Raw genomic sequence first — 26,412 nt, 5'->3', positions numbered from 1 at the left:
CGCGGCCGGGGGAGCGGTGGCCGGGAGACGCGACGCCGCCGATCTGCGAGAATGGAGCCGGGCGTGTCCGTCTCCGGGCCGTCCCTCACCCCCTGACCCGTCCGCCGCCGGCCCGACCGGCGCCGTTGACGCGCACCCGAAAGGACGCCCTCCCCATGAACTCCCGCAAGCCGCGAGGCTCCGGACGCACCCCCGCCGTCGGTCGACGGGGCGGCCCGTTCCAGGAGCGCGACTACCAGCGACAGATCGGTGCCCGCCGAGGCGCCGCCGGCCCCCGCGAGGAGGCCCCCTTCGACGAGGACGCCGTGCCGCGCACCCGCGGTCGCCGCGGCCGCGGCGCCGGCGCCGCCCGGGCCAAGGCCGCCCACCTCGACCGCATCCACGACGAGTCGGGCGAGCGCCTGCAGAAGGTGCTGGCCGCGGCGGGTGTGGCGTCCCGGCGCGTGAGCGAGGACCTCATCGCCGAGGGCCGCGTGGAGGTGGACGGCGTCGTCGTCACCGAGCCCGGCGTGCGCGTGGACCCGGCCACGGCCGTGATCCGGGTGGACGGCATCTCCGTGCAGACGGACGTGACCAAGCAGTACTTCGTCTTCAACAAGCCCCGCGGCGTGATCTCCACGATGGTGGACCCGGAGGGCCGGCCCTCGATCGCCACCTACCTCAAGCCCGGGCAGGAGCACCTGTTCCACGTGGGCCGTCTGGACAACGAGACCGAGGGCCTGCTCATCCTCACCAACGACGGTGAGCTGGCCAACCGCCTCACCCACCCCAGCTACGAGGTCCCCAAGACCTACGTGGTGCAGACCCGCGGCCCGCTGGCCAAGGGCGTCTCGAACCGGCTGCGTGAGGGCGTGGAGCTGGAGGACGGCGTGGCGCAGGTGGATTCGTTCAAGCTCGTCGACTCGACTCCGGGCCACGTGCTCGTCGAGGTCGTGCTGCACTCGGGCAAGAACCGCATCGTGCGCCGCATGTTCCAGGAGATCGGCCACCCGGTCGAGCGGCTCGTCCGCGTCAAGGTGGGCCCCATCCTGCTGGGCGACCAGAAGCAGGGCACCGTCCGCGCGCTCAACGCGCAGGAGCTGGGCCACCTCAAGGCCCTGGTCGGCCTGTGAGCGCGCCCGCCGAGTCCGCCGCCGCGCTCGGTGACGGCCCGGCCGGGATCCCGCAGCCCGTCCTCGTCCGGGGGACCGGTCTGCTGGGCACCTCGATCGGCATCGGGCTGAGCGCGGCCGGTGTGGACGTGCGCCTGCACGACCCCTCGCCCGCCGCCCTGGCCGTGGCCGCGGACATCCGCGCCGGACGCCCCGCCCGCCTGGACGCCGCGGGCGACGACCTCGACGCCGCCCCGGGCCTCGTCGTCGTGGCCGCGCCGCCGGACGTGACCGCCGACGTCGTGGTGGACTCGCTGCGCCGCTGGCCCGCGGCCGTGGTGGTGGACATCGCCTCGGTGAAGGAGGCGGTCGCCGCGGGCGTGCGCGCCGCCGTCGACGACGGCCGCCTGGCCCCGCAGGACGCCGACCGGTACCTCGGGACGCACCCGATGGCCGGCTCCGAGCGGTCCGGTCCCGTGGCGGCCCGCGGCACCCTGTTCACGCAGGCGCCGTGGGTGCTGTGCCCGACGGACACGACGCACCCGGGCGCCCTCGCGGCCGGTCGGGCGCTCGCGCTGACGCTGCAGGCCACCCCGTACCGGATGGCGGCCCGCGCCCACGACGAGTCGGTCGCGCTGATCTCGCACCTGCCGCAGATCGCCGCCTCGCTCGTGGCCTCCCGCCTGCAGGACACCCCGGACCAGGCGCTCGCCCTGGCCGGCAACGGGCTGCGGGACACCACCCGGATCGCGGCGTCGGACCCGCAGCTGTGGGTGCAGATCCTCTCCGGCAACGCCGGGCGGATCGTGCCGGCGCTGCACGGGCTGCGGGCGGACCTGGACCGGTTGATCCGCACCCTGGAGGACCCCTCCGCCCCCGGGGCGCGGCTGGACATGGCGCAGCTGATCGCCGAGGGCAACGCCGGTCGGGCCCGGGTGCCCGGCAAGCACGGGGCGCCGCCGCAGGCGTTCGCGGTGGTCACGGTGATTGTGGACGACGCCCCCGGGCAGATCGCGGCCCTCCTCGACGAGGTCGGCCGCACGGACGTGAACGTGGAGGACCTGCGGCTCGAGCACGCCTCGGGCCACCGGGTCGGCATGGTGGAGGTCTCCGTGCTGCCCGGCCGCAGGGACGAACTCGTGGCGGCGTTGACCGCCGCCGGATGGAAGGTGGTCTGAGATGACCGAGCACACCCGCGACGACGTCGCACCCGCGCCGCTCGTGGTGGCGGTGGACGGGCCCTCGGGCTCGGGCAAGTCGTCCGTGTCCAAGGCCGTGGCGCGGCGTCTCGGCGCCGCGTACCTGGACACCGGCGCCATGTACCGCGCCGTGGCGTGGCACTGCCTGAACGAGGGCGTCGACCTGGCCGATGCGGAGGCCGTGGCGGCGGCCGCCGTCGCCATGGACCTGGACCAGTCCACCGACCCGGACGTCGAGGCCGTGCGGGTCGGCGGCACGGACGTCACCGAGGCGATCCGCGGCCCCGAGGTCACGGACACGGTCTCCACCGTCGCCGTGGTCATCCCGGTGCGTGAGGAGCTGCATCGTCGCCAGCGGGCGGTGATCGCCGCCGCGGGCCGGATGGTCGCCGAGGGCCGTGACATCACCACGGTGGTGGCCCCGGACGCCCACGCGCGCGTGCTGCTCACGGCCTCCGAGGCCGTGCGCACCGCCCGCCGCTCGGGCCAGCTGGCCGCGGCGGGGGAGACCGGCGTCGATGCCGGCACGCTGCACCGTCAGGTGGCCGGGCGCGACGCCCGCGACGCCACCGTGTCCACGTTCGACCGCCCCGCCGACGGGGTGGCGCTCGTGGACTCCACCGAGCTCGACTTCGAGCAGACCGTGGCGGCCGTCCTGGCCGCCGTCGAGGACCAGGCCGGCATTCCGGCCGTGAAGGGAGGCCGACGATGACCGAGAACCCCCAGCACCGCTCCGGTGAGGACGAGTTCGTCCCCGCCGGCGACGATCAGGTGGCCGAGCGGCTCGCCGCCATGACCGAGGAGGAGGCCGAGGCGCGCGCCGCGTCGCTGCGCGCAGGCCTGGCCGACTACGAGCTCGAGGAGGACGACGCCGCCCTCCTCGACGCGTGGCAGCTCGGGCCCGACGAGGACGTCGACGCGCCCGTGCCGCCCGTGCTGGCCATCGTGGGCCGGCCGAACGTCGGCAAGTCCACGCTCGTCAACCGCATCATCGGCCGCCGTGAGGCCGTGGTGGAGGACGTGCCCGGCGTGACGCGCGACCGCGTCTCCTACGACGCCGAGTGGAACGGCCGCGAGTTCACCGTGGTGGACACCGGCGGCTGGGAGCACGACGCCAAGGGCATCCACCGTCGCGTGGCCGAGCAGGCAGAGCTGGCCGTGGACGTGGCGGACGCCGTCGTGTTCGTGGTGGACGCCACCGTCGGCATGACGGCCACGGACGAGGCCGTGGTCTCGATGCTGCGTCGCAAGGACCGCCCGGTGATCGTGGCCGCCAACAAGGTGGACGACATGGTCCAGGAGGCCGACGCCGCCACCCTGTGGTCGCTCGGCTTCGGCTACCCGTACCCGGTGTCCGCGGTGCACGGCCGCGGCGTCGCGGACCTGTTGGACGCCGCGCTCGAGGCGCTGCCGGAGGAGTCCGCCCACGGCGGTCTCGTGCCGCGCGGCGGCCCGCGCCGGATCGCCCTCGTGGGCCGGCCGAACGTGGGCAAGTCCTCGCTGCTGAACAAGCTGGCCGGCTCGGACCGCGTGGTGGTGGACGACCTGGCCGGCACCACGCGCGACCCCGTGGACGAGCTCGTGGAGCTCGGCGGACGCCTGTGGCGCTTCGTGGACACCGCCGGCATCCGTCGACGGCAGCACATGGCCCACGGCGCCGACTACTACGCGTCGCTGCGCACTGCCTCGGCCCTGGACCGCGCCGAGGTGGCCGTGGTGCTGCTCGAGGCGCCGCAGGTGATCTCTGAGCAGGACGTGCGCATCCTCCAGATGGTGCTGGACTCCGGTCGCGCCCTCGTGATCGCGTTCAACAAGTGGGACCAGGTGGATGAGGATCGGCGGCTCCAGCTGGCCAAGGAGATCGAGCGGGACCTGGCGCACGTCGCGTGGGCACCGCGCGTGAACATCTCCGCGAAGACCGGCTGGCACAAGGACCGTCTCGTCCCCGCGCTGGACCTCGCCCTGGACTCATGGGACACCCGTATCCCCACGGGCAAGCTCAACGCGTTCCTCGGCGAGCTCGTGGCGGCCCACCCGCACCCGCTGCGCGGCGGCAAGCAGCCCCGCATCCTGTTCGCGACCCAGGTCTCGAGCCGGCCGCCCAAGTTCGTGCTGTTCACCACCGGGTTCCTGGACCCCGGGTACCGCCGGTTCATCGTGCGCCGCCTGCGCGAGACCTTCGGGTTCGAGGGCACGCCCCTCGAGATCGGGATGCGCGTGCGCGAGAAGCGCGGTCGCCGCCGCTGATCCGGCCCCGCCCCGACGACGTCCCTCGACCACCCGCGTCGGGGGACGTCGTCGTCCCGGCCGGCTCCCACCGTTCGTCCACCTTCGCCTCGTAGCCTGAGGGCATGAGCCTCATCCGACGTCGCCCCGCCGCCCTGTCCCTGGCCACCCTGGCCGCGCTCGCGCTGGCCGCATCCGGCTGCGCGGTCGACGACGGCGCGACCCGGGCCGCGCTGCAAAGCGCGGAGGACCGGCTCGCCCAGGCCGAGGACCGGATCAGCGAGCTGGAGGCGGACGCCTCGGACCGCGTGGACCTGGGGCAGCTGCGCCAGGAGGCCGAGGGCGCCCTCGAGGAGGCGGACCAGCGCGCCGCCGAGGTCGTCGAGGACCTGACGCGATCGCTGCCCTCCGGTTCGGACATCGTCGACGTCGAGGCCCTTCGGGAGGACGGGAAGGTGGTCATCGAGTACGGCCAGTCCCTGCTCGAGGCCGATCCCCAGGTTCTCGAGGACACGATGCGGGAGGCGGCGGACCGGGCGCGCGACGCCATCCCGGACCTGGAGGACGTCGAATTCCGCGTGGGGGACCGAACCTTCACGTTCTGAGCCTGCGACGGGGCTCCGTGAGGCCCCCGACACGCCCCTGCGACGCGCCCGGAACGGCGGATCGGAGCGGCTCAGCGTGTTACACTTCTCACGTGCGCGACTGCACCCTCAGTCATGAGAGGGTTCGTGCAGACCGCCAGGCCCACCGGTACGCCGGGGCCGCGGTCGCTGGGGGACTCTCGGTCGGGTGGCCCTCGGTCAAGGGATGAGGGGTTCACGTCTGTGAAGAGGACGTGGGCCCCTTGTTCACGTTTCGGGGGTGTCGCGCGGTTTGCCCCTGACAACGACGACCTGGCAGGCCCGCTTCCGATTCGCGCCCGGCGGTGCCGGTGGGGTATGCTCATCGGGTGCCGAAGCGCGGATGACCGCGATTCGCCACGGGCTATGGCGCAGCTTGGTAGCGCGCTTGACTGGGGGTCAAGGGGTTTACCCCGCTCTGATCGGCCCGAACAACTGAAAATCGATGCCACGGGATGTGGCGCAGCTTGGTAGCGCACCTGACTGGGGGTCAGGGGGTCGCAGGTTCAAATCCTGTCATCCCGACAGAAAAGCCCCGATGAGAAGCCATTTTCATCGGGGCTTCGTCATGTCTGACGACGGGTTTTTGTTGGTCCCCCTCTGGTCCCCTCGCCAAGGCATCGATGCCGCATCACAGACGTCGGAGGGCATATCTGGCTCTCTGGAAAACGCCGCCTGTGGATAAGGGGACCAAAAGGGGACCAGAGCCCCCGGTCGTGGCTTCCGGCTCCCCGTCACAGTGGCCTCGAGGCCTCACGCCGGCTCGGTCTGCTGGCCTTGGCGGATCGGGCGAGGAAGGCGTTGGCCTGCTCTGCGGCGGATGCGAGGTGGCGGTCGTCGGGGTGCAGGTATCCGCGTGTGGTCTCGACGGAGGCGTGGCCGAGGATGTCCTGGAGGACGTGCAGCGGGATGCCTGCGTCTGCCATCCAGGTGGCTCCGGTGTGCCGGAGGCCGTGCCGGGTGAGGTCGGGCAGGCCGAGATCGCTGACGATCTGGTCCCAGTTCGTGGCGTCCCGCACGGTCGCGGTCGTGAGAGCGCCGCCCTTCGGGCCGATCAGCAGCCGGTCCTCGGGCTCCTTGCCTTCCGCGAGCCGCTCGAGGATCGGGCGGAGCGGGTCGAGGATCGGGACGCGGCGTTCTCTCCGGCCTTTCGTCTGTTTCGTGATGAGCCCGCCTTTGCCGGGGTAGGTCTGCCGTGCGATCATCACGATGTTCTTGTCGAACCGGACGTCACCGGCCTGAAGGCCCGAGACCTCGGATGAGCGCGCTGCGAGGAGGGCGGCGAGCATGACGAAGTCGGAGTAGGACTGGTGAATGTTCCCGCAGGCTTCAGCGAGCGTCGTCAGCGTTGCCATGTCGGGGATCGCATGCGCGCGCGGGGAAGCATCCTCCGCAGGCTGGAGACGGAAGGCATTGCGGTTCAGGCTGCGCTTGGCACGGTTCTTCGCGGGGTTGATCGGGATGAGCCCGTCGCGCACCGCTTCATCGAGGACCCGCACGAGCGGGGCGATGGAGTTCTTGATCGTTGACGCCCCGTGCCGTTTCTCCCAGGCATCGATGGTGCGGTCGATGATCCCGGCGGTGATCTGCGCGACCGGCAGGTGCCCGAGGGCAGGTAGCACCCGGAGCTTGAGACCGTACCCGTAGGTCTCCCCGGTGGAGGTGGGGTCGAGGCCGCGCGCCCATCGGTCGCCGATCGTGGTGACGAACTCGGTGAGCGTCATGGACACGTCCATGCCCTTGGCCGATGACTGCCGCAGCGAGTCGAAGAACTCGTGCGCCGCAGCCTCGTCATCGACGATCTCGGAGCGGATGATGCGGCGTTTGCTGATCGGGTCCGTCCAGCGGGCACGGGCGCGGATGCCGTAGGAGCGACGTTCCAGGTCGGTGGAGATCTTCACGCCGACCGGAGGCACCGGCTTTGGCTGCGCGTGCGGGAGCGGCTCACCCTTCCGGGGCATGGCTGTCCTCCAGCCCAGCCAGCCAGGCGTCGACCGCGTCGATGCGGTACCGGGCGATCCCGCCCAGCCGCAGGAACGGCGGCCCCTGACCAGCCGAACGCCACCTCGACAAAGTCGACTCGGACACCTTGAGATAGGCGGCGATCTCCCGACTGTCCATTAGAGGCGAGACCACGATCGTGCCGCCGGTATCGCTCATGCGACTTCTCCGGTGTTCGGGTCGAGTCCGGCATAGAAGTCGTCCTCGGCCTGGCGGCGCGCGGCGACATCGTCGAGGACGAACTGCACGAAGTCCTGATCCCGGTGAGCGATGATCGTGTCCTCGACCGGGCCTGCCGGGTCCTCGCCGGGCCAGGTGGTCTGCCGGGTCGGGCGGTCTCGGTCGAGACGGGTTCCGGAAGCGGCGACCCAGTCGCGGAGCCGCTGGCGGGCGTCGGCGAAGTCGCGATGCCAGCCCAGCGGCGCGGAGCCGTTCTGCTCCGGGTCGTAGGCGGACAGCCAATGCAGGTGCAGAGCGCTCAGCTCCCACAACAGCTCCGGGTGGCGGTGCCAGAACGGCGGAACTACCGAAGCAGGCAGCCCGTAGGTGCGGCGGAGCCAGTCGACCCAGCGGTTCAGCTCCAGCCACTCGGCCTCCGCTTCCTCGCTGGTCAGGAGGTTCCAGTTGATCGGGTGCGGAGGCTCCGGGATCAGCGGCCCGTCGAACTCCGCGGCCTCCCCGTCCAGGTCCGGTTCGTCGGTCTCGGGGGCGGTGTCGTTCTGGTTCATCACGGTCACCGCCGTTCAGAGCCCGAGCGCCGGTGCGGCGCCGCGTGATTCGCGGCGGGCGCCGACATCGACGGTCTGCCCCGCGGTCTCCTGCGTGACGGCGGGCTGGCGGCGGGTGCGGTCGACCTCGTAGCTCGTGCGGGCGAGGTCGTGGCCGAGCTTCTTCGCGACGAACTCCTCGGACTTGACCACCTCGCCTTCCGGCGTGGCGCGGTCGTACTCGCGGGTGTAGCCCTCGGCGACGAACTTGTCTCCCTTGGCGAGCCGGTCGTGGGCGCGCTCGGCGGTCTTCTTGAACGCCACGAGGTCGTGGAAGGTCGTCTCGGTCTGCGTGAACGACCCGTCCGGCTCCTTGCGATAGTGCTCCTGCCCGATCTTGGCGTAGAACCGGGCATCGCCCCGCTCCGTGTAGGTGAGCTGCGGGTCGGAGGCGATGAACCCCGAGACGGATTCCTGCGTGTGGAGAGCCATTGGACTGCCCCTCTTTCTGACATCGGCGGCGACCCCACGGTGGGGCCGCTCTGTCAGGCAGGTGCGCCCGGCGGCTCCTCCGAGCGGTGCTGCAGCGTCGCCTCGATGTCGGCCCGGTCGTCGCGCAGCTGTTTCGCGTCGGGCCGGTCGGTCCAGGTCCGCAATCGGGTGACGATGGGTGGTGCGGAGCGCAGCAGCACCAGTGCAGTCCCGAACGGGAGGGTGCGGATCGTGTCGGGCGGCATGATCGGCACGCGGCGGATGGAGCGCTGTGCGGAGCGGGAGCCGTGGTCTCCGACCGTGGTGGAGTCGGTCACTTCGTCGCGCTCGCCGATGAGCGTGGTCAGGTCGTGCAGGTCCTTGGAGTTCGACGCTCCGCCGAGGACGATCTTGACGATAGCGGCGTCCCAGATCGCGCCGGCCGCGTTCTCCGACCACTTCTCCCGCGCCTGCGCGAGGCTTTGGAGTACGGGCATGGTCGTGATCCCGGTTCCGCCGCCCTCTGCCATGAGCGTCGGCAGCGAGGGCAAGGGTGCGAGGTTGCCGACCTCATCGAGTGCGAGCAGCAGTGGCGGGTCGAGGCGGGCGCCGGGGCTCGTGGCGGCGAGGCGGCGGGCGGCTTCCACGACGTCTTCCACGAACGCCGCCACCAACGCAGCGGAGTTGTTGGCGCCGGCTCCGGTGGCGAGCAGATAGAGGGTTCCTCGGTCGCGGAGGAACGCTTCGGGGTCGAAGTCCTCGTCCTCGCGCGGCGAGACGGCGTCGAGCACGCGCGGGTCTGCCAGCGCGGCGAGGGCGAGGGAGACGCCTTGCCAGATGGAGTCGCGCGTGCGGGGGTCGGAGTCGATCATCGCCTGCAACGAGTCCGCCCACCCAGTCGCCGCTCGCGGGTTCGCGGTGAGGATCGCCACTGCGTCCGCGGCGGCGGAGGGGTCGAGGGTCCAACGGAACAGCTCCGAGGGCGGCCGGTGATCGAGGGCGGCGGCATGGAGGAGCGCCTGGAGCGCGGTCCTCGTCTTGCCCTCCCAGAACCCGCCTCCCTCGACCCCGCCGGCCGAGAGACCGGTGCCGGCGGCAAGGCCGGTCGCGCGGATCATCGCCGTCAAAGGGTCCTCACACCCGCGGATGGGTGACCACCTGAGCCCGGCGGGTAGGCCTTCGGCGAGGTGCTGGGGGTCGAACACCGCGACAGGGCCGATCTTCTGCCGGGCGCGGAGCGTCGCGGTCAGGTTGTCCGGCCGCGTCGATGTGGTGACGACCGCGCCAGGGGCGTCCAAGATGGCGTTGATGACGATGTGGGCGCCCTTCCCGGAGCGGGGCGGGCCGATCAGCAGGATGCTGTCTTCGACGGACGCCCAGACGCTCGTGCCATGTGAGGCGCCGATCCGGTAGCCGACATCCTTCGGCTGCGGCTGGTGGAGCGAGGGCCGCAGGTGACCGGCCCGGCGCAGCAGCGCCGCCTCCGAGGCGGCCTTAGCGACCTCGTTGCGGGTGGCGATCCCGGCGATGCGGTACGGGTCGGTATTCACTTGACGGCCGTGCTCGCGGAAGAACCGCCACGTCCACCAGCCGGCCACTCCGGCGCCGAGGACCAGCAGACCGGCGGTGATCCAGTACGCCACGGCGCTCAGGCCCGGTGCGCCGAGCGCGGTCGCTGGGTCACCGGGGCCCAGCAGCACGCCCAGTCCGGCTTCGACTCCGCCAGTGGGCTGGTTGACGCCGGTGATCCAGGCGGCGACGGACCCGGCGCCGCGGAGGATGGCGGCGAGGACCGCCGTGCCGATGAGGATGCCGATGCCGAGGTTGCTCAGCTCGTCCCCGAGCGCTCCCGTGGGCCGGGGCGTGCTCATTCGGGGTGGCCGATCGTGAGGGTGCCGGAGACGCGGCCGAGCAGGATGACCTCGCGGGTCGGGGTCCCGGCGAGCTGGTGGGCTTCGACGAGGCCGCGCATGGTGCCGTCCGGGGCGGCATCGCCGTGGGCGATGACGACGGCGATCGCGACGTCCTCGCCGGGAACGAACCCTTCCCCGTGCAGCGCGACGAGTTCCGCCGCCGGTCGGCGGGCCGGTTCTTCCGATGCCGGCTCTGGATCGGGTTCGGTGCGGCGGCGCCTGCTCGGGGTGATGATGTCGGTGAACACGGTTCCGTCCGCTTCGCGCACCTCGACCCGCACCGGGGAGCGGCGCAGGTCGGTGAGCTGGTCGAGGACGCGGGCGAAGTCCTCCCGCCGCCACGGTGGCGCGAACGGCTCCGGCTCGAACGGCGCCCCGTCGACAGTGACGGTCATGCGGCCGTCCTCGGCGATGGTGATGGCGACGAGCGGGAGCACGACCGGCACGGGCTCGGCACTCCCGCTTCGGGATGCGGGTTCGCCCCAGGATCGCTTGTAGCGGGGCCGGAGCATCAGGAATCCTGCCGATCGTTCGGGATTCCTGAAGGCACGTCGAGATTCCCGAACTCGTGCGCATCTGTCCCAACCGCCGTGAGTTCGTTCGCGGTGTAAGTCGGTCGCAGTCTCATATCCATCAGGTACGCGGGCGAGTACGGCCAGTGCTCCGCGGCTGACGAACGTTCAGGATTAGTGCGAGGAGTTCACGATTCGTGAAGGAATCGCAGGAATGGTGAACGCTCGGCTCGGGCTGGACTATCCGACGTTGAGGGCGGCGAGTTGCTGCGGGGAGCCGGTCACCACGAGCCGCAGGTCCGAGTGCTGCTCCTCGATGCGCCAGTCGACGAAGGAGCAGCAGGAGCTTTCGGCCTCGACCAGCCCGCGAAGGCGGGCGATGGAGTCCTCGACCTTGGCGTAGTGGATGGTCAGCCGCGTGTCGGTGCGTTCCGTTTCGAGTGCGTAGTCCTCGTCGAATGCTCGCCACTTCTCGATCTGCGCCTTGCCGGCGGTGGGGGTCAGCGTGCAGGCGATGGGCAGGCCGTTGAGCGGGCCGATGTGGGTCACGGGGTGACCTCCTCGTGGTCGTCGTGGTCGAGGTCTTCGAGCACCTCGAAGGGGGATTCGATGTCGCCGCGCCAAGCCTCGATACCCTCACGGATCGCCAGGCCCGCCACCACGAGCGCGGCGATGGAGTCGGCCCACGCCCACCCGAACAGGCCGTTGAGGACGAGCCCGATGAGGACGGTGCCGGAGAGGTAGATGCACAGCAGAAGCTGCTTCGCATCGGCCTGCACGCTCTTGGAGCGCAGCTCCCGGCCGGTGCGAAACTCGAACCAGGCCAGGACGGGCATCACGATCAGGCTGGCGATCGCGATCCCGATACCGACCGGACTGTGATCCGGGTCGCGGACGCCGGTGAGGGCGAGGATCGCATCGACGGCGACGTACACGGCCAGGGCGAAGAACGCGCCCCCGATCACCCGGACGGTGGCCTTCTCCCACCGTTCGGGGTCTCTGCGAGTGAACTGCCAGGCGATCGCGGCGGCAGAGGCGACCTCGATCACCGAGTCCAGACCGAACCCGATCAGCGCCGCAGACGACGCAACCGCGCCGGCCGAGAGCGCAATGACAGCCTCGATGACGTTCCAGGTGATCGTGAAGAAGACGATGAACCGCACCCGCCGGTGCAGCTGGGCGCGGCGCTCGTCGGTCAGGGCCGGCGCGCTCATCATGCGGTGGCCTCGGTGTCGCAGCAGCCGGGCACGCTGCAGGCCGGGTCCAGGCACGGCGCGCTCTCGTCGACGGCGAGCGTCACATCCACCAGCGCGACGAGCGCCGCCGTCAGGTGTGGGTCGGCGATCTCGTACCGAGTCTGCCGACCCTCGGGCTCGGCAACCACGATCCCGCAACCACGCAGACACGACAGGTGGTTCGACACGTTTGTACGGGTCAGGTCCAGGTCGCGGGCGAGCTTCGCCGGATACCCCGGCTGCTCCAGCAGCGACAGCAGGATGCGCGAGCGGGTCGGGTCGGCCATCGCCCGGCCGAGCCGGTTCATCACGTCCACCCGAGAAGCAAGAGTCAGCACACACTGGCTATACAGCGATCAGTGACCTATTGGAAGGCTGGAAGGATAAGACTCATGCGGACGGCGGTCGAGTGGATGGAGCGGTGGCAGGTGCCCCTCTACCTCGCCGCGTTCGTCCTCGGCGCGGGCATCGGGCTGCTGATCCCGGCGATTGCGCACCCGGCGGAGTTGGCGATCAACCCCGTGCTCGGGCTGTTGCTCTACGCGACCTTCCTCGGGGTGCCGTTCGCGAAGATCGGGCAGGCGTTCCGCGACTGGCGCTTCCTCGTCACCGTCTTGACGGTGAACTTCGTCGCCGTCCCGATCGTCGTCTACGTCCTTTCGCGGATCGTCGCCCACGATCAGGTGCTCCTGATCGGCGTGTTGTTCGTCCTCCTCACGCCATGCGTGGACTACGTCATCGTGTTCACCGGCATCGCCGGTGGAGCCAAGGATCGGCTGCTCGCGGCCGCACCACTGCTGATGCTCGCGCAGATGCTCCTGCTGCCGCTCTACCTCTGGCTGTTCGTCGGAGCCGAGTTCGTCGCCACGGTCGACTTCGCCCCGTTCATCGAGGCGTTCCTGCTGCTTATCGCGCTGCCTCTCGTTGCCGCGGGGTTCACCCAGCTTGCCGCCGCCGGCACCCGCTGGGGCGTAGCGATCCAGGGCACCGTGCTGGGGGCGATGGTGCCGCTCATGATGCTCAGCCTCGCTGTCGTGGTGGCCTCCCAGATCGCCGGCGTCGGACGACAGCTCGGCGCGCTCCTGCTCGCCATCCCCGTCTACATCCTGTTCGCCGCGGTCATGGTCCCGATCGGTGCCGCCGCCGGGAAGGTTGCCCGGATCGACGTCCCCGGTCGCCGCGCGATCGTGTTCAGCGGCGCGACCCGCAACTCCCTCGTCGTCCTCCCGCTCGTCCTCGCCCTACCCGCCGCGTTCGACCTTGCTCCGCTCGTCGTTGTCACACAGACCCTCGTCGAGCTCATCGTCATGGTCGTGTTCGTGCGGCTCATCCCGCGACTGCTCCCCGACGACATCGACACCGCGAACTCACGACCTCAGATACTCTGAAATGGCCCCTCGGCCCGTGGGTTCCCGCCTCAACTGCCTTCAGGATTCGTGATCTTACGTGGGTTCGCTGGTCATGCGGCCGGTGGTGTCGAACGCGGCGAGCTCGGCGGGATGGAGCTGATGCTGCACGACGAAGGAGCGGTCCTTGATCCGCCAGAGCCCCTGACCGGTCCCCAGGCCGGGGAGCAGCTTCTGCTCGGTGCCGGTGAGCCCGAGCGCGAGGGCGGTGGAGCCGAGCTGGTCCGGCTCCTGCCGGTACACGATCCGGGTCTCCGCATTCGCCAGCAGCGACGAGGCGAGGGCGCGCATCGCGGTCCCGGCATCGCCGACGTTGTCGAGGTCGGAGAGCTTGTGGAAGATGAGCATGTTCGCGATTCCGAAGTGCCGCGCCAGCCTCCACTGGGCGTCCATGCGGCGAAGCAGCGCCGGGTACTGCATGAGCCGCCACGCCTCGTCGTAGACCACCCATCGCTGCCCGCCCGCCGGGTCGGACAGAGCGGACTCCATCCATGCGGACGAGCAGGTCATCAGCACCGAGATCAGCGTGCTGTTCTCCGCGACCCGCGATAGGTCGAGCGACACCATCGGCAGCGACGGGTCGAACCTGACCGTGGAGGGGCCGTCGAACAGGCCTTGGAGGTCTCCGGCGACAAGCCGACGGAGCGCGTGGCCGACGAGACGACCGTCTTCCGCGAGCCGACCGTCCTCATCGTCCCCCGTGTTGGGGGTGAGGATGCGGTCGACGACCATCGGCAGGATCGGCACCTCGGCGCTGCGGACGGCGTCTCGGAGGGCGAGGTCGATGGCGGTGTGCTCCAACGGCGACAGCGCCCGGTCCAGCACGGTCTCTGCGAGGGCGCCGATGAGGTCGCGGCGGCGGGAGGCGACCTGCATCGCCCACTCCGTATCCGACACGGCAGATGGCCGGTGGCCCTCATCGAGCGGGTTCAGACGATTGCGAAGGCCGTGGCCGAGGATGATCGCCCGTCCGCCGACCGCCTCCGCGACAGCCGTGTGTTCGCCCTTAGGGTCGCCGGGGACGTAGACCCTGCGTCCGAACGGCAGGCTGCGCGTGTACAGCGACTTCGCCAGGGAAGACTTGCCGGAGCCGACGATCCCGGCGAGCACGACGTTCGGCGCCGTGATGAGGCCGCGCTGATAGAGCACCCAGGGGTCGTAGACGAACGATCCGCCGCTGTAGAGGTCCTGGCCGACGAAGACGCCCTGGCTGCCGAGGCCGGCCTCGGCCAGGAAGGGGTACTGGCCGGCGAGCGTCGCGGAGGTGTCTTGGTGCTTGGGGAGCCGGAACCGGCCCGGCGTCCGCAACGCCGCGGGCCCCGCCTCGCCGGAGGCGGGCAGGTAGCTCGTGTTGCGGCGTTCAGCCTGCTCCGCCTCCCACTTCGCCCGAGCTTGTGCCTTGCGATGCTGGCGGGCATCGGTCTCGACCTTCGCCGCCGCCTGCCGGCGGGCCTTGCGTGCCCGGCGCCGCTCGCCTTCGGGACCGACGAGCACGGCGGTGTGCAGGCGGCTGTCGTCCTGCCCGGTCACAGCGCCAGCCCCCGTCCGTGTGCGGAGGCGGCGCCGGGGCGGCGGGTGAACCAGTCGGCCCCGTCTCGCCCCCGGCTGACCGCGGGGCCGACTGCACGCGTGGACTTGTGCGCGGCGCGTTCCGCTTCCCGCCTCGACTCCGATGCGGGTGCGGAGGCCGGGGTGTCGATGCCGAGGAGCGCCGGGTCGGGCACGGTGTCGTGCTTGCGCAGCAGCGAGACGTGCCCGAGGAAGGGGTTGTAGGTGAGCGTGTAGACGTCGTGGGTGGCCACCTTGTCGAGCACACCTGCCGGGGGCTCGTCGTAGACGTATCCGTTCTCGAGCGCGGCCTGGGTGGTCTCCGCTCCGTAGTCGTGCCCGGCCAGGTGCTCGATCGCTGCATCCGTCCCGTCGCGGTCGATCAGCTCCAGCACCTCATCGGCCTCGGCGCCTTCCAGGAACACGACGCTGACCCACCGCCTCGCCGGGCCGTCCTCGACGGCAGGTGCGGGGTGCCAGGCGATGCGACCGGAGTGCTGGGAGGCGGCGTCCAGCCGCCACTCCACGGTGTCCAGCAGGGTGCCGGCCTGGTGCAGCTCATCGGCAGCTGCGAGGGCCGAGGTTGCGCCGGCGGCCTGGTTCCCGGCGTCGTCGTGCGCCCTGGCGCGGGCGCTGATGTGGGCGGCTGCGAGCTGGTCGAGCACTTGCCGCAGCGACCTGACGCCGGCGAGCAGATCTCCGATCACCGGGTGGGTGTCGGCGGGGCTCTCGAACGTGCGGGTCGCGTGGGCCAGGCCCCGCAGCGCGGCGGACGCCTCAGCGGCGTCCGCGAGCGGGTCATCGAAGGTCGGCATGATCGGGGCTCCTCACAGGAAGGCGTGACGGTTGGTGAGCAGGTGCGCCGGGTCAGACCGGCCGGCACAACGGCAGCGCGGCAGCGGTGAATGCCTGCGCCTGCTGACCGACGAGCCGCCTGGTCTCGCAGGACGCTTGGATCGCCGCCTGCTCGACCGCGGCCACCGCCGCGTCGAGCTCGTCCACGGTCGGCGCAGAGACGGAGACGAGGCCGGAGACGCGCAGGACGCCGTGCCCGGCAGTCAGGTCCGCCTCCTGCTGGAGCACGTCGTCCAGCTCGGCGCTGCTGGCCGCGTCGTCGATCTGCCCGATCTTGCGCCGCTGGGCGGCATCGGAGATGAGCTCGGTCTTCTTCTTCCGCAGGTCCCGCGCGGCCTGGTCGGCGCGCACCGGGGTGTAGTGCAGGGCGAGGGTGCGCAGGATGCCGTTGGACAGCACGAGCGGCGCGAGGAAGCCGGGATACACCTGCGAGCGAGGCCACTCGGTGATCCACAGCACCGCATGGTGCGCGGAGTCCGACCGCAGCCGGTCCCAGGTCTCGGTAACCGCGACCGGACCTGCGGTCGCCAGGTCACGGCCCAGGTCCCCGTGGCGCTCCAGCGCCGGGGCGGCGGCGGGGTCGTAAGCCGAGCGCAGGACGACGGCGACCTCGCCCGGCGTCAGCCACCCGGTGCTACTGAGCTCCGCGGCGCGCAACGCCGTCGTCAGCGTGCTCATCTCCTGCCGCAGCACCGCAGCCGCGCCGCGTATCCCGCCACCGCTCGTTCTGATCTGCCGGGCGGCGGCCTTCATGTCGAGCGCGAGCGAGATGGTCGTCGCGTGGCGCTCTCCGGCGGGGCCGGCACGCTCGATGAGCTCGGCGTACGTGGTCGCGGCCCAGGAGCCGTCGTCGGTGCCGTGCGTGCGCCACCACTCCGCCAGCCCCGTCCCGGAATCCGGCAGAGTGCGCTCGGACACCTGGATGCGGGCGATCCGCCCGGACCTGCAGGCGGCGGCCAGTACGCGGCCCCAGCCGGAGACGCGACGCTGCTGCTCACCCGGATCAAGGAGCACGAACGCGGGGTGGGAGACGCCGAGGATCGCGGTGAGGGTCTGCGCGTGCGGGTCGTGGACCATCGCCGCGCCGGTCTCGGGGTCTTCCCACTCCCGCAGCGGTGCCGCATCCCCGGGCAGGGCGAGGGTCCCGGCGGGGCGGGGCTTGATGACGCGGCGCCGGTAGATGAGCTGCCCGAGATAGGTCCGGGCGGCCCAGCGGGCGAGGATCGGCACCCACTCGATCACCTTCCGGCCCCCGGCAGGGATCACCGCGAGCAGGGCGCAGGTCCCCCAGACGGGTGCGGTCCAGGCCAAGCCCATCCCGTCGGCGGTGTAGAGGGAGAAGACGACCGTGAGCACCGCGATACCGAGGACGATGAGCTGCGGCAGGGACAGACCGAGCATGATGCCGCGCCTGGCGAGCCGCGAGAACTGCACCGGCGCCAGCGGGTAGTCGCTAGGCGAGTTCGTGACCATCGGTTACTCCTTCCCGGCCGGTGCGGACGACGGCGGAGGCGGCGGGTCCTGCCGGCGCTGGCGCGCGGGCGAAGACTCTCCAGGCCCGGGAGAGGGCGGCGTGGCCGGAGGCGGTGTCGACGGTGCGGGACGCGGCGGGGCGCCCTGCGACGGCGGCGGGGATGCCTGCTCGGCCGCCGCGCCGGCCTGACTGTCCGCCGCGCCGCCCGCCGCTCTGCCTGCCTTCGGACCGGCGGTCGCTGCGGCCTTGACCACGGCGGCTCCGACGACCACCGCGGCACCGACCGGCCCCGCGGCCGCACCGGCACCAGCCGCGCCAGCGCCGGCAGCTCCGGCGCCCGCTCCAGCTCCAGCTCCAGCTCCAGCCCCTGCTCCTGCTCCGGCTGATGCGGCGGCGCCGGTGCCCGCCGTGCCGGCTCCCGCGCTGGCCGGGGCCGCAGCCGACGCACCGGGAGGAGGTGGGGGCGGTGTCGAGCCTCCGCCCGCGCCGCCTCCACCACTCGGCGGCTTGCTGCCCGGGTCGGTGCCGCCGTCGAGGACCTTCTTGGCCGTGTCGGCCTGCGGGGCGGACGGCACCGGCACGGGCCGGTTCAGCGCGGACTTCGCCTCCTGCTCGGACGACATCGCGTGGTACATGTCGAAGCCCACGAACGACAGGAACTTGTAGGTGATGTACGGGGCGAACGCGGCGATGAACATCAGCACGACGCCCGCGATCGGGTCGGAGATGGAGGCCAGGTCGGCCTCGATCGGGGCCGAGACCTGCCCGATCGCGACGAGGAAGATCACGACGAGGACGAGCTTGGAGAAGATCAGGGCGATCACGAACGCCGCCCACTTGGCGAACCAGCCCTTCGTCGCATCCCACGTCGCCCCGGCCAGGGCGACCGGGCCGAACACGACCGCCACCAGCAGCAGCGCCTTGCGGATCAGCAGGGAGAACCACACAATCGCCGCCGCCGATATGGCTAGGCCGGCGAAGAAGATCGTGAGGATCGCCCCGACGCCAGGGCCGCCGATGTTGATGGCGCCGAGGGCGACGGCGAGGAGCCCGATCTGGGTCCCCATCCCTTCCATCGTGTTCCCGGTGGCCTGCACGATCCCGACCGCGAGCTGATCGGTCACCTCCAACAGCAGCGCCGTCAGCGTGATGACGAGAAACGAGCCGAGGACGGACTTGGCGAGGCCGAGCGCGGCACGGGACAAGGCGGTCGGGTCGCGGTGGACCAGGCCGGTGATGAGCTGGAGGCAGAAGAAGATCAGCATCACGAACACGGCGACGCCGAAGAGGACGTTGTAGACGCCGACGTACTCGGCGCTCGTGACGTCGACGAGGGTCGTGGTGTCGAACACCCACCACACGGCCTCGAACAGCCACGCCGCCGCCCCCGCCATCGCCTGAGCCAGCCAGTCGAACGGGGCCGCGATCAGGGAGGCGGTGCCCTCGCCCACGGCGTCACAGACGGAGGAGATGACCGGGACGTCGCAGACGCTCACCGCGCCCACCCCCGCCGTCGGAAGTCATGTCGGGTCGTCATTAGACGGCCTGCCCGACGCCCCAGAAGAAGTTCACCAGCGTCACCGCCGCGCCGCAGATGATCGCCGCCCCGCAGCTCACGAGGACGCCGACCTTGCCGCGGCTGGCGAGGTGGGGGTTGCTGCTGTTCGATCCGAGACCCCAGACGATCGCGGAGACGATCAGGGCGAGGACGGAGAGGATCAGGCCCACCGTCATGACGGCGCCGACGATGATGCGCAGCTGCTCGATGCCCGGAAGGCCCGAGCTGTTGGGGTCGATGTCGATCACGGTTGTGCTCCCTTGACTGGTCGAGACGGGGTTCTCGACGGTCAGGTGCGCACTCGCTCCCAGCCGCACAGGCAAGGACGGTCAGAGCCGGGTGCCGACGTCCAGCAGGAAGTTGAGCCAGGCAACGCCGGCACCGGATAGCGCGGCGGCGCCGACCGCGACAAGCAGGCCGGTGCGGGCCTTGGTCGCTGCCTGGTAGTTGCCGGAGGCTCCGCTGATCGCCCAGATGATGGCGCAGACGATGAGCATGAGCACCGCGGTGACGAGCACGAACATCAGCAGCGCGCCGACGATGGAGCGCAGGTCTGCGGCGCCGCCCACGCCGCCGAAGTCGGGGAACACGTCCATCACGCGCCCCCGGCAGTGCACAGGGCGGGGGCGGCATCGCCGCCCGCAATCCCTCCGGCACCGTGTTCGGTGAGCCAGGCGTCGGAGTCCACCGGGTCCGCTCCGGCGCCGCCGGGGTGGATCTGCAGGTGGAGGTGCGGGCCGGTCGAGTGGCCGGAGGAGCCGACGTCTCCGATGTGCTGGCCCGCGGTCACGGTGTCGCCGTCGGCGACGTGGATGCCGTGCTGCCACATGTGCACATACATCGACGCGACCCGCTGCCCGCCGACGGTGTGCTCGATGACGATGATCCCGCCGCCTGCGTCGGTGTAGTTCGCGCGCACCACGACGCCATCGGCGACGGCGTAGATCGGGGTGCCGTCGGGGGCGGCGAAGTCCGAGCCTGCGTGGAAGCGTCGTTCCCCGGTGATCGGGTCGTTGCGCCACCCGAACGGGCTCGTCCGCACCCAGGTTCCCTCGGGAAGCGGGAACACGATCCTGGTCGTCTCGGGCACGACCGGTGTCTCATCCCCGCCGCCGTTGCCGGAGGGCGCGGGGCGGGTGAGGGCGTCGAGGATCGCCTGCGCGACTGGCTGGTAGTTCTGATACCTGTCCGGGTAGGCGCTGACCTCGACGGCCTGGGCGGCCTCGCCGGGGTCGAGCTGCTGCCAGCCGGGGATGTCGAGCAGCCCCCGCGGGGACGGGTAGTTCGGGCCGGACTCGCCGCCGTAGAACGCCCTGGCCTGGTAAGCCGAGTCCATGAGCTCGGCGACCGTGCCCCAGCCGCTGGCGGGGCGCATCTGGAACAGGCCGAGCGAGTCATGATCAGAACCGTTGCCGTCGTTCGGATAGTTCGCCGACTCGGGGTAGGCGCTGGTGTTGGCGAGCATCCGCAGGGTGGATTCGGTGAGGGCGGCCATGAGCGCGATGAGCACACCGTCGCGGCCGACGCCGGCGGTCTGCCCGCCGACCGTGATGATCGTCGCCGCGTGCGTGAGCTGTTGCCGGTTCAGCGTGACCGTCTCCCCGTTTCGGGTCGTCGTGGTCAGCGAGTCCGGGATCGGGCCGACCGCGAGTGAGCCGGGCGTGCAGACGGCGGCGGTCGCGGAGGTGCCGCCGAGCGCGGCGACGCCCAGCAGGGCCGTGGAGGGCCCGATGAGCAGCAGGGTGAGGGCGAGGACGGCGAGCTTCTTCATCACGACGCTCCCGGCTAGTGCAGCGGGTTGTCGAGCTCGGACAGCCGCAGCACCTCGCACGAACCTGATGCCGCGCCGTGGCCGGGCGTGGGCGGGTTGCAGACGAGGAACACGGTGAACGCGACCGGGCGGGACGCCTCCACCGGCGTCGTGCCCCAGGTGCCGTCGCGGTGCCTCGTGCCCTCGAAGGTGTAGGCGATCGCCCCGGCCGGGATCTGGCCGGGCGCGGCCTGGTCGACGGCGGTCTCCCACGCCTCCGGGATGAACACCTCGTCGATGGTGAGCCACTGGCGCGTCGCATACTGTCGCAGCTGCGCCCACGCCTCCACAGAAGGCAGGTAGGCGCGCACGTCGCCCACGAACGCATCCGCCTCGGAACCGTGGGCGGCATCCGCGAGCACCTGCGCATAGTCCGAGGGCGTGTGCCCGGTCGTGGTGTCCCAGGTGAACAGGGCGGTCGCGACCGCGCGGGCGAACGCTTCCGGGCCGAGGTTCTGCCGGAGCGACTCCAGCTCACCGCCCGGCATCGGGCCGGGCGTCACAGGCGCAGCCGTGGTAGACGGGCGTTCGCTCGACGCCGGGTCGGCCGCGGCGGGGCCGTGGACGAGTCCGTAGATGCCGACGCCGACGAGGATCAGCAGGGCGAGGCCTGCGGCGGTGGCGGCGATCAGCAGGCGACGACGGCGACGGTCATCGGGGGCGGCGGGGTCCATGAACAGGGGTCCTTCCCGGACGGCAACAGGGATGCGTGGTTGCCAGGAAGGTGCGCACCACCGCCCCCCGCCCTGTTCAGGCGGTCTGCTCGGCCCGGTCCTCCCGGGCGGCACGGGCGGCATCGGCGAACGTGACGGTGCCGGCGATCGTCTCCTCGAACCGGGCCCATTGCTCGGTGGTGAGTGCCGGGCCGACATCGGCGGGGTCGTAGTGCTCCCACCACGAGGCCATGTCGTCCCACGTCGCGGTGAACACGCTCAGCGGGAACGGCACCGGGACACCCGGCTCCACCGCCGTCAGCGCGGGCCGCTTCGCCTTCCTGCCGGTCTTGGCGGCCTTGACGCGGGCGAGCGCGGCCTGCGCCAACTGCTCCAGCTCCGCAGCCTTCGCCTCCCGCTCCGCCGCCCGCACCGCATCCGCTTCGGTGCGGGCCTGCTCGCGCAGCTCGGCGGGCTGGGCAGGGTCGGCGGCGAGCTGGTCGAGCTCCGCCAGCGACAGCTCCGCGTTCACGCGCAGATGCGAGGGATAGACGCTGCCGCCGGTCTTGATCTGCTCGACCTCCTGCGCGGCGCGCGCCCGCACCGCCTCGGGCTGGGACTCGTCCGCGGCGAGGTCTTCCAGCCGGCCGATGCGCTCCAACGTCGTGTAGGAGGCGCGGCCAGTGACCATCCGAGCAGCCTGCGCACGGGTCTTGCCCTGCTCGATCTGCGGTGGTGCCAAATTGGCACCACCGTCTTCTGCGTCGTCGGCGGACGCCTGGAACCGGGTGGCCTCCTGTCGGCGCGCGGCGTCCTCGGCCAGCAGGGCCTTCAGCTCGCGGTAGAGGGCGGCGGCTTCGAGCTGGGTGAGGGGCTTGTGGAGCTGGTTGTCGTCCTGCTCCGCGAGGAGCTGCCCGAGCCGGTCGGAGACGCCGGAGCGTACCCACACGTTGACGGTTTTGATGCCGAGCAGCTTGATCGCCGCGAGCCGTCGGGCTCCGCAGATCAGGTGCCCGTCGAGGGTGACCGTGATCGGCTGCAGCAGCCCGTGGCGGCGTATCGACTCGACCAGCGGGATCAGGTCGCCGTGGTCGTGCCTGTGCCGCGCGCCGACGACGATCGAATCGACGGCGCGCTCCAGCTCGATTCGGCCTTCCAGCGGCGTGCTCATCGCCCGCCGCTCCCGGCATCGAATCTGGGTGCGGCGAGCCCGGCGGTGATCACGAGATCGTCGTCTGTGAGGAGTGCGCGCAGCGGCTGGCCGATCAGCAGGCGGCGGAGCATTCCGCGGCCGGCGTTCGTGTGCGCGAGTGCCGGGTCGGGAACGCCGAGCACGGCCCGCAGCAGCGCCGTCCAGGATGCGCCGGGGAGGTCGAGGAGGGCGCGGGCTTGCCGGTCTCGGCGCAGCACCTCGAACGCCGACGCCCGCGAGGACGCCTCCGTGAGCCGGGCAGTGACGTACTCGACCGCGGCCCGCGCGGTCTCTGGCTCCCACCCGACCCGGGTGAGGAACGCGATGGTGTCCTCGATGGCGGCGGTCACGTTCACCGCTCGCTCGGGCGCCGGGTCCTCGTCGTCGGGCTCGTCGTCGGTGAATGGGTCGAACCGGAACGCGGGGTGGTAGTCGGGCAGCGGGTTCTCCCGATCGCTGAACCGCTCCGCATCGTGGAACACCGAGTAGCGGGGACGGCGGGCCTGGTGAACGGAGCACAGCAGCCCGTTGCCGCGCTCCTCCGCGGTGCACGTCACCTGCACCGCCCGCGTGATCACCGCCCACGGGTCCTCCGCCCGGCGGGTCGCGGCACCGCGCATCGCCTCGAATGCCGCGGACGCCGCCTCCCACGGGTCCAGTCCGTGTTTGCGGGCCAGCGCCGCGTACTTGCTCGCCGCGTGCTCCATGAGCGCAGCGGCCTCGGGGTCATGGCGCCACGCTCCGCGCCCCGCCTCGTGGAGGCGGGTGAGCAGGGCGCGCAGCGCTTCCGAATCGTCGAATCGTTCCCGCCGTTTGCGGGCCGTGGCAGTCTCCATGACGGCACCTCCTGACAGGCAGGTGCGCACACGGCCCCCAGCGGCTTGGTTTCGCGCCGTCGCGCCGGGGGCGAACATGGTTACCCGAGCCCGATCCCGGAGCGAGACACCCAGGAGTAGTGCTCCCCGGACCCGCGGCCGAACGCCGTCACGGGCGGCAGCTTCCGGGCACGCTCGCTCACGAACCGGACACCAGTGCGCGCCCCGGTGCGCGCTGCCCGGTACGCCTGGCCGGGAACCCGGCGGGAGCGGCGGGCGAGCTCAGCCTGGAAGTCGATACCCCGTCCCGCAACCCTGGCCGAGCGGGAGACCATCAGGTCGGTCGGGCGCACCCACTCCACGCCCGGCCGTTGCTTCTTCGCCGCCTCCGTGGTGTCTTTGGTCAGCGACGGGTCGCGGTGCCGGGCGAGCGCCGAGGTCTCGCCCTCCCGCGGCGTCTCGTCGCGCTCCGGCCAGTCCGGGGCGCGTTCGACGCGCTCGTGCAGGGCGGTCGTGTGCTGGTCGTCGTTCATGGCGTCTCCTTCTCCTCAGGCCTCGTCAGTGCGGGCGGGGCCGTGAACCAGCGACCCACGGTGGAGGGGTGCACGCCCAGGCGCCGGGCGATGGCCTTGTTCGACCAGCCCTCCTCCTCGCGCAGGCGCGCTGCGAGCTCCCGGCTCGCCTGGCGCACCGGTCCGACCGCCAGCGGCGCTGGCGCAGCATCAGGCACGCGCTCATCAGGCGCAGGCTCCTCGGCGGGCTCGATGCTCGCGGGAAGGGGGCGGGTGAGGATCACGGTGAGGTGCGTGATCGCCAGCAGCACCATCGGCGGTACCGCCGCCACACACGCGGCGAGCACGCTGGGCACGTCGGCGTCGGCCGCGACGACGGCGTGGATCGCGTTCGCCGTCACCGACACCAGCGCACCGGCCGCGAGCAGCAGCCACGGGTACCAAGCCGACCGCTGGCTCGCGAGGGCGACGACAGCGACCGTCGCGACGACGATGATCCCGTCGACGATGAGCGGCCACGCCCAGGCCTGCCCGGCATCCACGCCCGAGCGGCGAGCGAGGTCCGCGAGGGCGGTGAACGAGAGCCAGAACGCGCCGGCCGCGATGAACACCGTCCCGGCCAAGGCCGTCACGACCGCGACCCCGCCGCCCCGCGTCCGTACCGCGGTACTCATAAGAGCACCTGCCCCGTGAGCCGCACCGGCCGTTGCGGCGCATCGCCCTGCCCGACGACGGATGCGGGCCGGGCGTGCGCGACGCGGTACGCAGAACGGATCGTGGTCTCGACCTCTCGCGGCGCAAGGCCGACTCGTTCGCCGGCCGGGGCAAGCGCGTCGACCATCTCCGGCAGCGACATGCCTGCCTCCGCGAGACGGCACGATGCCCAGAACAGGCCGCGGTTGCGCTCGCCCTCGGCGCGCATCCCGACCCACGCGGCCAGCCGTGTGGCATCTTCCGACCGGATCGGGCCGCGTACCTGGTGCGGGGCAGGCTCCGGGCGCGGGTCGAGGAAGTCCCGCAGCCGAGCCGCATCGACCGGTGCGGGCGCACGGTCGGCACCGGCGACGAACTCGTAGGAGCCGGCGCCTGTCACGGCCGAGGGCGGGACGATGATGTAGCCGCCGTCGCCGCGGAAGTCCACATGCGCCTTCGCCGCCTGCCACGACCGCTGCGGCCGGTCCGGGTCGGATGGGAAGTAGAAGTGCGCCCCGCCCGACGCCGACCTGACCGCGGCCAGCCATCCCGGCACCAGGCCGGCACGGCGGGAGCGCTCGAACGCCGCGAACCCGTCACCGCCGGGCTTGCGATCCACATCGACGACCACGACCCCGGAGACAGCGCCGGTCGGGATGCCAATGTTCGCGGACGGCCACCGCCGCCACCACGCCGCCACCTGACGGGCATCGATGGTTGCCGCGTGGAACCCGCCGGGCTGCGCTTCCGGGTTCTCCTCATCGGGCTTCAACAGCGGGTTCTTCGCGCCCGGCACGCACGGCAACACAGGCACCCCAGCAGCCGCGAGCAGCGCGGCGGCCTGTGGCAATGGAAGGGTCGACACCGAGGAGAGGACGCTGGCGACGCTCATCACAGGCTCCTCACCGCGACGTCCGCAGGACGCGACGAACGCGCCGACTCGCCCGGCACCGACTGGGGTGCGATCCGCTTAGAGCCAGCCACACGCGAAGTCCCAGTCGACTCACGGGACAGGCCGGGCGGGTCGCCCGTGCCGACCTGAACGGTGGGTAGCGCGTCGAGAATCGTCACGGCGACCTTGCGGACACGCTCGCCGGTGGCCTGCACAACCTCGGCCGGGTCCTTGTCCTTGACCGTGCCCGCCCAGCCCGAAACATACGGGATCGTGTAGGCGGTGGTGTCCATGCCATGCGCGGCGCCGATCATCAGCGCCACGGACTCGGCCTCGACCTCGCCGACGCCTCGATGCCCGGTCGCATCCGGGCTGTCGGGGCCGTGCAGCATCACATGCGCGAGCTCGTGCGCGAGGGTCTTCACCTGCGCGGCGTCGTCCATGTTCGTCCGCACCGCGACCGTGCGCGCCTGGAAGTCGGTCAGGCCGTTCGCGCCGTGGATCATCCCCTCGTGCTCGACCCGCAGCACCGCGAAGCCCTCGGCCGCCACCAGTGCCGATAGCCCTTCCCATAAGCCGTCCGGTGCCTGGCCTTCCATCAGCGTCGGCGCCGGGCGTTCAGGGATCGGCGGGCCGTCGGTCATCGAGACGTCCCAGACACGCACCGGAATCGCGCGGACCATCTTCGACCGGACCGTTTCTCCGGGCTTCGGCTTCTCGTACCTGTCCAGGCGGCGCCATGATCCGGGGTTCTGCGGTGTCGAGGACGCGAACCGCGCCATCAGCGGGGCGAAGATCTGCATCGACCCGCCTGCCAGCGGAGAGCGACCCAGCGCCTTCCATTGCTTGTAACCGGCCACGAAGGTCGGCTCTGGCGCGCTTGTGCGACCTGCCTCGTATGTAAGCGGCCATGAAAAGCTGCCCATAGGTGGCCAGGGAATGACCCGCTGACGGCCATGAGGACTGCCCAGTGATGGCCACGGGAACTGCCCGGTGCTGGCCATCTGGTTTGCCCGCGTTGCTCGT

Annotated in this window: 29 protein-coding genes and 1 tRNA gene; 7 read left to right on the top strand and 23 right to left on the bottom strand. The window is 71.5% G+C overall.

What is annotated here, in order from left to right:
- The first annotated feature begins 155 nt into the window (after nucleotides 1-155).
- The 6 genes from O3T09_RS10645 (at nucleotide 156) to O3T09_RS10620 (ending at nucleotide 5,664) form a co-directional block, all read left to right on the top strand.
- Nucleotides 156-1,112 carry a pseudouridine synthase gene (locus O3T09_RS10645; RefSeq protein ID WP_002857422.1) on the top strand — a complete coding sequence of 319 codons (957 nt, stop codon included), beginning with the start codon at nucleotides 156-158 and terminating at the stop codon, nucleotides 1,110-1,112.
- Entirely contained in the window at nucleotides 1,109-2,269 is a 1,161-nt protein-coding gene (locus O3T09_RS10640; RefSeq protein ID WP_101966164.1) for a prephenate dehydrogenase, read from the top strand. Before O3T09_RS10645 ends, O3T09_RS10640 begins: the two co-directional genes overlap by 4 nt.
- A 1-nt stretch (nucleotide 2,270) precedes the next feature.
- Nucleotides 2,271-3,002 (top strand): (d)CMP kinase, encoded by a 732-nt coding sequence (cmk, locus tag O3T09_RS10635; protein WP_101966163.1) that lies wholly within the window; start codon nucleotides 2,271-2,273, stop codon nucleotides 3,000-3,002.
- The gene (gene der, locus O3T09_RS10630) at nucleotides 2,999-4,537 is read left to right on the top strand and encodes a ribosome biogenesis GTPase Der (protein ID WP_095347576.1); all 1,539 of its coding nucleotides are present in this window, start codon (nucleotides 2,999-3,001) and stop codon (nucleotides 4,535-4,537) included. The genes cmk and der overlap by 4 nt, the downstream gene beginning before the upstream one ends.
- A 104-nt stretch (nucleotides 4,538-4,641) precedes the next feature.
- Nucleotides 4,642-5,121: a hypothetical protein gene (locus O3T09_RS10625; RefSeq protein ID WP_020628098.1), complete on the top strand. Its 480-nt coding sequence runs from the start codon at nucleotides 4,642-4,644 to the stop codon at nucleotides 5,119-5,121.
- Between the two features lie 469 nt (nucleotides 5,122-5,590).
- Nucleotides 5,591-5,664 (top strand) — tRNA-Pro (locus O3T09_RS10620).
- 209 nt (nucleotides 5,665-5,873) lie between these two features.
- Here O3T09_RS10620 and O3T09_RS10615 read toward each other — a convergent pair.
- From O3T09_RS10615 to cmtR, 9 genes are all read right to left on the bottom strand, one after another.
- Nucleotides 5,874-7,040 (bottom strand): tyrosine-type recombinase/integrase, encoded by a 1,167-nt coding sequence (locus O3T09_RS10615; protein ID WP_308302086.1) that lies wholly within the window; start codon nucleotides 7,038-7,040, stop codon nucleotides 5,874-5,876.
- Between the two features lie 43 nt (nucleotides 7,041-7,083).
- Nucleotides 7,084-7,299, bottom strand: a complete 216-nt coding sequence (locus tag O3T09_RS10610; protein ID WP_020628096.1) for a helix-turn-helix transcriptional regulator — start codon at nucleotides 7,297-7,299, stop codon at nucleotides 7,084-7,086.
- Nucleotides 7,296-7,868, bottom strand: coding sequence for a hypothetical protein (locus O3T09_RS10605; RefSeq protein WP_070708793.1), 573 nt, complete (start codon nucleotides 7,866-7,868; stop codon nucleotides 7,296-7,298). Before O3T09_RS10605 ends, O3T09_RS10610 begins: the two co-directional genes overlap by 4 nt.
- A gap of 15 nt (nucleotides 7,869-7,883) precedes the next feature.
- Entirely contained in the window at nucleotides 7,884-8,339 is a 456-nt protein-coding gene (locus O3T09_RS10600) for a single-stranded DNA-binding protein (RefSeq protein WP_020624341.1), read from the bottom strand.
- Between the two features lie 53 nt (nucleotides 8,340-8,392).
- A complete protein-coding gene (locus O3T09_RS10595) occupies nucleotides 8,393-10,189 on the bottom strand; it encodes a type IV secretory system conjugative DNA transfer family protein (RefSeq protein WP_020624340.1) in 1,797 nt (598 codons plus the stop codon).
- Nucleotides 10,186-10,743 (bottom strand): hypothetical protein, encoded by a 558-nt coding sequence (locus tag O3T09_RS10590; protein ID WP_051050192.1) that lies wholly within the window; start codon nucleotides 10,741-10,743, stop codon nucleotides 10,186-10,188. Before O3T09_RS10590 ends, O3T09_RS10595 begins: the two co-directional genes overlap by 4 nt.
- Before the next feature lie 240 nt (nucleotides 10,744-10,983).
- Nucleotides 10,984-11,292: a hypothetical protein gene (locus tag O3T09_RS10585; protein WP_020624338.1), complete on the bottom strand. Its 309-nt coding sequence runs from the start codon at nucleotides 11,290-11,292 to the stop codon at nucleotides 10,984-10,986.
- A complete protein-coding gene (locus O3T09_RS10580; RefSeq protein ID WP_371204940.1) occupies nucleotides 11,289-11,960 on the bottom strand; it encodes a cation diffusion facilitator family transporter in 672 nt (223 codons plus the stop codon). The genes O3T09_RS10585 and O3T09_RS10580 overlap by 4 nt, the downstream gene beginning before the upstream one ends.
- Complete coding sequence (gene cmtR, locus O3T09_RS10575; protein WP_043278786.1) at nucleotides 11,957-12,316, bottom strand: Cd(II)/Pb(II)-sensing metalloregulatory transcriptional regulator CmtR; 360 nt, start codon at nucleotides 12,314-12,316, stop codon at nucleotides 11,957-11,959. The genes O3T09_RS10580 and cmtR overlap by 4 nt, the downstream gene beginning before the upstream one ends.
- A gap of 54 nt (nucleotides 12,317-12,370) precedes the next feature.
- Between cmtR and O3T09_RS10570 the strand changes: the two genes are divergently transcribed.
- Nucleotides 12,371-13,366: an arsenic resistance protein gene (locus O3T09_RS10570; protein WP_101966154.1), complete on the top strand. Its 996-nt coding sequence runs from the start codon at nucleotides 12,371-12,373 to the stop codon at nucleotides 13,364-13,366.
- Nucleotides 13,367-13,420: 54 nt separating this feature from the next.
- Here the strand turns inward: O3T09_RS10570 and O3T09_RS10565 are convergent, their stop codons facing one another.
- From O3T09_RS10565 to O3T09_RS10500, 14 genes are all read right to left on the bottom strand, one after another.
- Nucleotides 13,421-14,914 carry an ATP-binding protein gene (locus O3T09_RS10565; protein WP_070708981.1) on the bottom strand — a complete coding sequence of 498 codons (1,494 nt, stop codon included), beginning with the start codon at nucleotides 14,912-14,914 and terminating at the stop codon, nucleotides 13,421-13,423.
- Nucleotides 14,911-15,747, bottom strand: a complete 837-nt coding sequence (locus O3T09_RS10560) for a hypothetical protein (RefSeq protein WP_070708980.1) — start codon at nucleotides 15,745-15,747, stop codon at nucleotides 14,911-14,913. The genes O3T09_RS10565 and O3T09_RS10560 overlap by 4 nt, the downstream gene beginning before the upstream one ends.
- A gap of 52 nt (nucleotides 15,748-15,799) precedes the next feature.
- Nucleotides 15,800-17,260 (bottom strand): SCO6880 family protein, encoded by a 1,461-nt coding sequence (locus tag O3T09_RS10555; RefSeq protein ID WP_020627606.1) that lies wholly within the window; start codon nucleotides 17,258-17,260, stop codon nucleotides 15,800-15,802.
- Between the two features lie 3 nt (nucleotides 17,261-17,263).
- On the bottom strand, nucleotides 17,264-18,757 hold the full coding sequence (locus O3T09_RS10550; protein WP_043281858.1) for a conjugal transfer protein TrbL: 1,494 nt from the start codon (nucleotides 18,755-18,757) through the stop codon (nucleotides 17,264-17,266).
- A 40-nt stretch (nucleotides 18,758-18,797) separates the two neighbouring features.
- Entirely contained in the window at nucleotides 18,798-19,067 is a 270-nt protein-coding gene (locus O3T09_RS10545) for a DUF6112 family protein (protein WP_020627604.1), read from the bottom strand.
- A gap of 81 nt (nucleotides 19,068-19,148) precedes the next feature.
- Entirely contained in the window at nucleotides 19,149-19,415 is a 267-nt protein-coding gene (locus O3T09_RS10540; RefSeq protein WP_043281856.1) for a DUF6112 family protein, read from the bottom strand.
- Entirely contained in the window at nucleotides 19,415-20,590 is a 1,176-nt protein-coding gene (locus O3T09_RS10535; RefSeq protein ID WP_020627602.1) for a M23 family metallopeptidase, read from the bottom strand. Before O3T09_RS10535 ends, O3T09_RS10540 begins: the two co-directional genes overlap by 1 nt.
- A 14-nt stretch (nucleotides 20,591-20,604) precedes the next feature.
- On the bottom strand, nucleotides 20,605-21,303 hold the full coding sequence (locus tag O3T09_RS10530) for a hypothetical protein (RefSeq protein WP_020627601.1): 699 nt from the start codon (nucleotides 21,301-21,303) through the stop codon (nucleotides 20,605-20,607).
- Nucleotides 21,304-21,379: 76 nt separating this feature from the next.
- Entirely contained in the window at nucleotides 21,380-22,453 is a 1,074-nt protein-coding gene (locus O3T09_RS10525; protein WP_020627600.1) for a ParB N-terminal domain-containing protein, read from the bottom strand.
- Nucleotides 22,450-23,310: a hypothetical protein gene (locus O3T09_RS10520; RefSeq protein ID WP_043281843.1), complete on the bottom strand. Its 861-nt coding sequence runs from the start codon at nucleotides 23,308-23,310 to the stop codon at nucleotides 22,450-22,452. The genes O3T09_RS10525 and O3T09_RS10520 overlap by 4 nt, the downstream gene beginning before the upstream one ends.
- An 80-nt stretch (nucleotides 23,311-23,390) precedes the next feature.
- Nucleotides 23,391-23,822: a hypothetical protein gene (locus tag O3T09_RS10515; RefSeq protein WP_020627598.1), complete on the bottom strand. Its 432-nt coding sequence runs from the start codon at nucleotides 23,820-23,822 to the stop codon at nucleotides 23,391-23,393.
- Nucleotides 23,819-24,475 carry a DUF2637 domain-containing protein gene (locus O3T09_RS10510; RefSeq protein WP_020627597.1) on the bottom strand — a complete coding sequence of 219 codons (657 nt, stop codon included), beginning with the start codon at nucleotides 24,473-24,475 and terminating at the stop codon, nucleotides 23,819-23,821. The genes O3T09_RS10515 and O3T09_RS10510 overlap by 4 nt, the downstream gene beginning before the upstream one ends.
- A complete protein-coding gene (locus O3T09_RS10505) occupies nucleotides 24,472-25,386 on the bottom strand; it encodes a bifunctional DNA primase/polymerase (protein ID WP_020627596.1) in 915 nt (304 codons plus the stop codon). The genes O3T09_RS10510 and O3T09_RS10505 overlap by 4 nt, the downstream gene beginning before the upstream one ends.
- On the bottom strand, nucleotides 25,386-26,189 hold the full coding sequence (locus O3T09_RS10500; RefSeq protein WP_144819123.1) for an ImmA/IrrE family metallo-endopeptidase: 804 nt from the start codon (nucleotides 26,187-26,189) through the stop codon (nucleotides 25,386-25,388). The genes O3T09_RS10505 and O3T09_RS10500 overlap by 1 nt, the downstream gene beginning before the upstream one ends.
- Between the last annotated feature and the right edge of the window lie 223 nt (nucleotides 26,190-26,412).

Source organism: Micrococcus sp. H39-S4 (assembly GCF_027158145.1).
Taxonomy (GTDB): domain Bacteria; phylum Actinomycetota; class Actinomycetes; order Actinomycetales; family Micrococcaceae; genus Micrococcus; species Micrococcus luteus.
This window is presented reverse-complemented; position numbering and strand designations above follow the sequence as displayed.

Coding starts and splice junctions, on each gene's coding strand:
- O3T09_RS10570 (WP_101966154.1), top strand. CDS start 12,371: ATGCGGACGGCGGTCGAGTGGATGGAGCGGTGGCAGGTGCCCCTCTAC.
- O3T09_RS10590 (WP_051050192.1), bottom strand. CDS start 10,743: ATGCTCCGGCCCCGCTACAAGCGATCCTGGGGCGAACCCGCATCCCGA.
- cmk (WP_101966163.1), top strand. CDS start 2,271: ATGACCGAGCACACCCGCGACGACGTCGCACCCGCGCCGCTCGTGGTG.
- O3T09_RS10595 (WP_020624340.1), bottom strand. CDS start 10,189: ATGAGCACGCCCCGGCCCACGGGAGCGCTCGGGGACGAGCTGAGCAAC.
- O3T09_RS10580 (WP_371204940.1), bottom strand. CDS start 11,960: ATGATGAGCGCGCCGGCCCTGACCGACGAGCGCCGCGCCCAGCTGCAC.
- O3T09_RS10555 (WP_020627606.1), bottom strand. CDS start 17,260: ATGGTCACGAACTCGCCTAGCGACTACCCGCTGGCGCCGGTGCAGTTC.
- O3T09_RS10520 (WP_043281843.1), bottom strand. CDS start 23,310: ATGGAGACTGCCACGGCCCGCAAACGGCGGGAACGATTCGACGATTCG.
- O3T09_RS10645 (WP_002857422.1), top strand. CDS start 156: ATGAACTCCCGCAAGCCGCGAGGCTCCGGACGCACCCCCGCCGTCGGT.
- O3T09_RS10540 (WP_043281856.1), bottom strand. CDS start 19,415: ATGGACGTGTTCCCCGACTTCGGCGGCGTGGGCGGCGCCGCAGACCTG.
- der (WP_095347576.1), top strand. CDS start 2,999: ATGACCGAGAACCCCCAGCACCGCTCCGGTGAGGACGAGTTCGTCCCC.
- O3T09_RS10500 (WP_144819123.1), bottom strand. CDS start 26,189: ATGCAGATCTTCGCCCCGCTGATGGCGCGGTTCGCGTCCTCGACACCG.
- O3T09_RS10515 (WP_020627598.1), bottom strand. CDS start 23,822: ATGAACGACGACCAGCACACGACCGCCCTGCACGAGCGCGTCGAACGC.
- O3T09_RS10610 (WP_020628096.1), bottom strand. CDS start 7,299: ATGAGCGATACCGGCGGCACGATCGTGGTCTCGCCTCTAATGGACAGT.
- O3T09_RS10525 (WP_020627600.1), bottom strand. CDS start 22,453: ATGAGCACGCCGCTGGAAGGCCGAATCGAGCTGGAGCGCGCCGTCGAT.
- O3T09_RS10625 (WP_020628098.1), top strand. CDS start 4,642: ATGAGCCTCATCCGACGTCGCCCCGCCGCCCTGTCCCTGGCCACCCTG.
- O3T09_RS10605 (WP_070708793.1), bottom strand. CDS start 7,868: ATGAACCAGAACGACACCGCCCCCGAGACCGACGAACCGGACCTGGAC.
- O3T09_RS10600 (WP_020624341.1), bottom strand. CDS start 8,339: ATGGCTCTCCACACGCAGGAATCCGTCTCGGGGTTCATCGCCTCCGAC.
- O3T09_RS10560 (WP_070708980.1), bottom strand. CDS start 15,747: ATGCCGACCTTCGATGACCCGCTCGCGGACGCCGCTGAGGCGTCCGCC.
- O3T09_RS10505 (WP_020627596.1), bottom strand. CDS start 25,386: ATGAGCGTCGCCAGCGTCCTCTCCTCGGTGTCGACCCTTCCATTGCCA.
- O3T09_RS10535 (WP_020627602.1), bottom strand. CDS start 20,590: ATGAAGAAGCTCGCCGTCCTCGCCCTCACCCTGCTGCTCATCGGGCCC.
- O3T09_RS10510 (WP_020627597.1), bottom strand. CDS start 24,475: ATGAGTACCGCGGTACGGACGCGGGGCGGCGGGGTCGCGGTCGTGACG.
- O3T09_RS10530 (WP_020627601.1), bottom strand. CDS start 21,303: ATGGACCCCGCCGCCCCCGATGACCGTCGCCGTCGTCGCCTGCTGATC.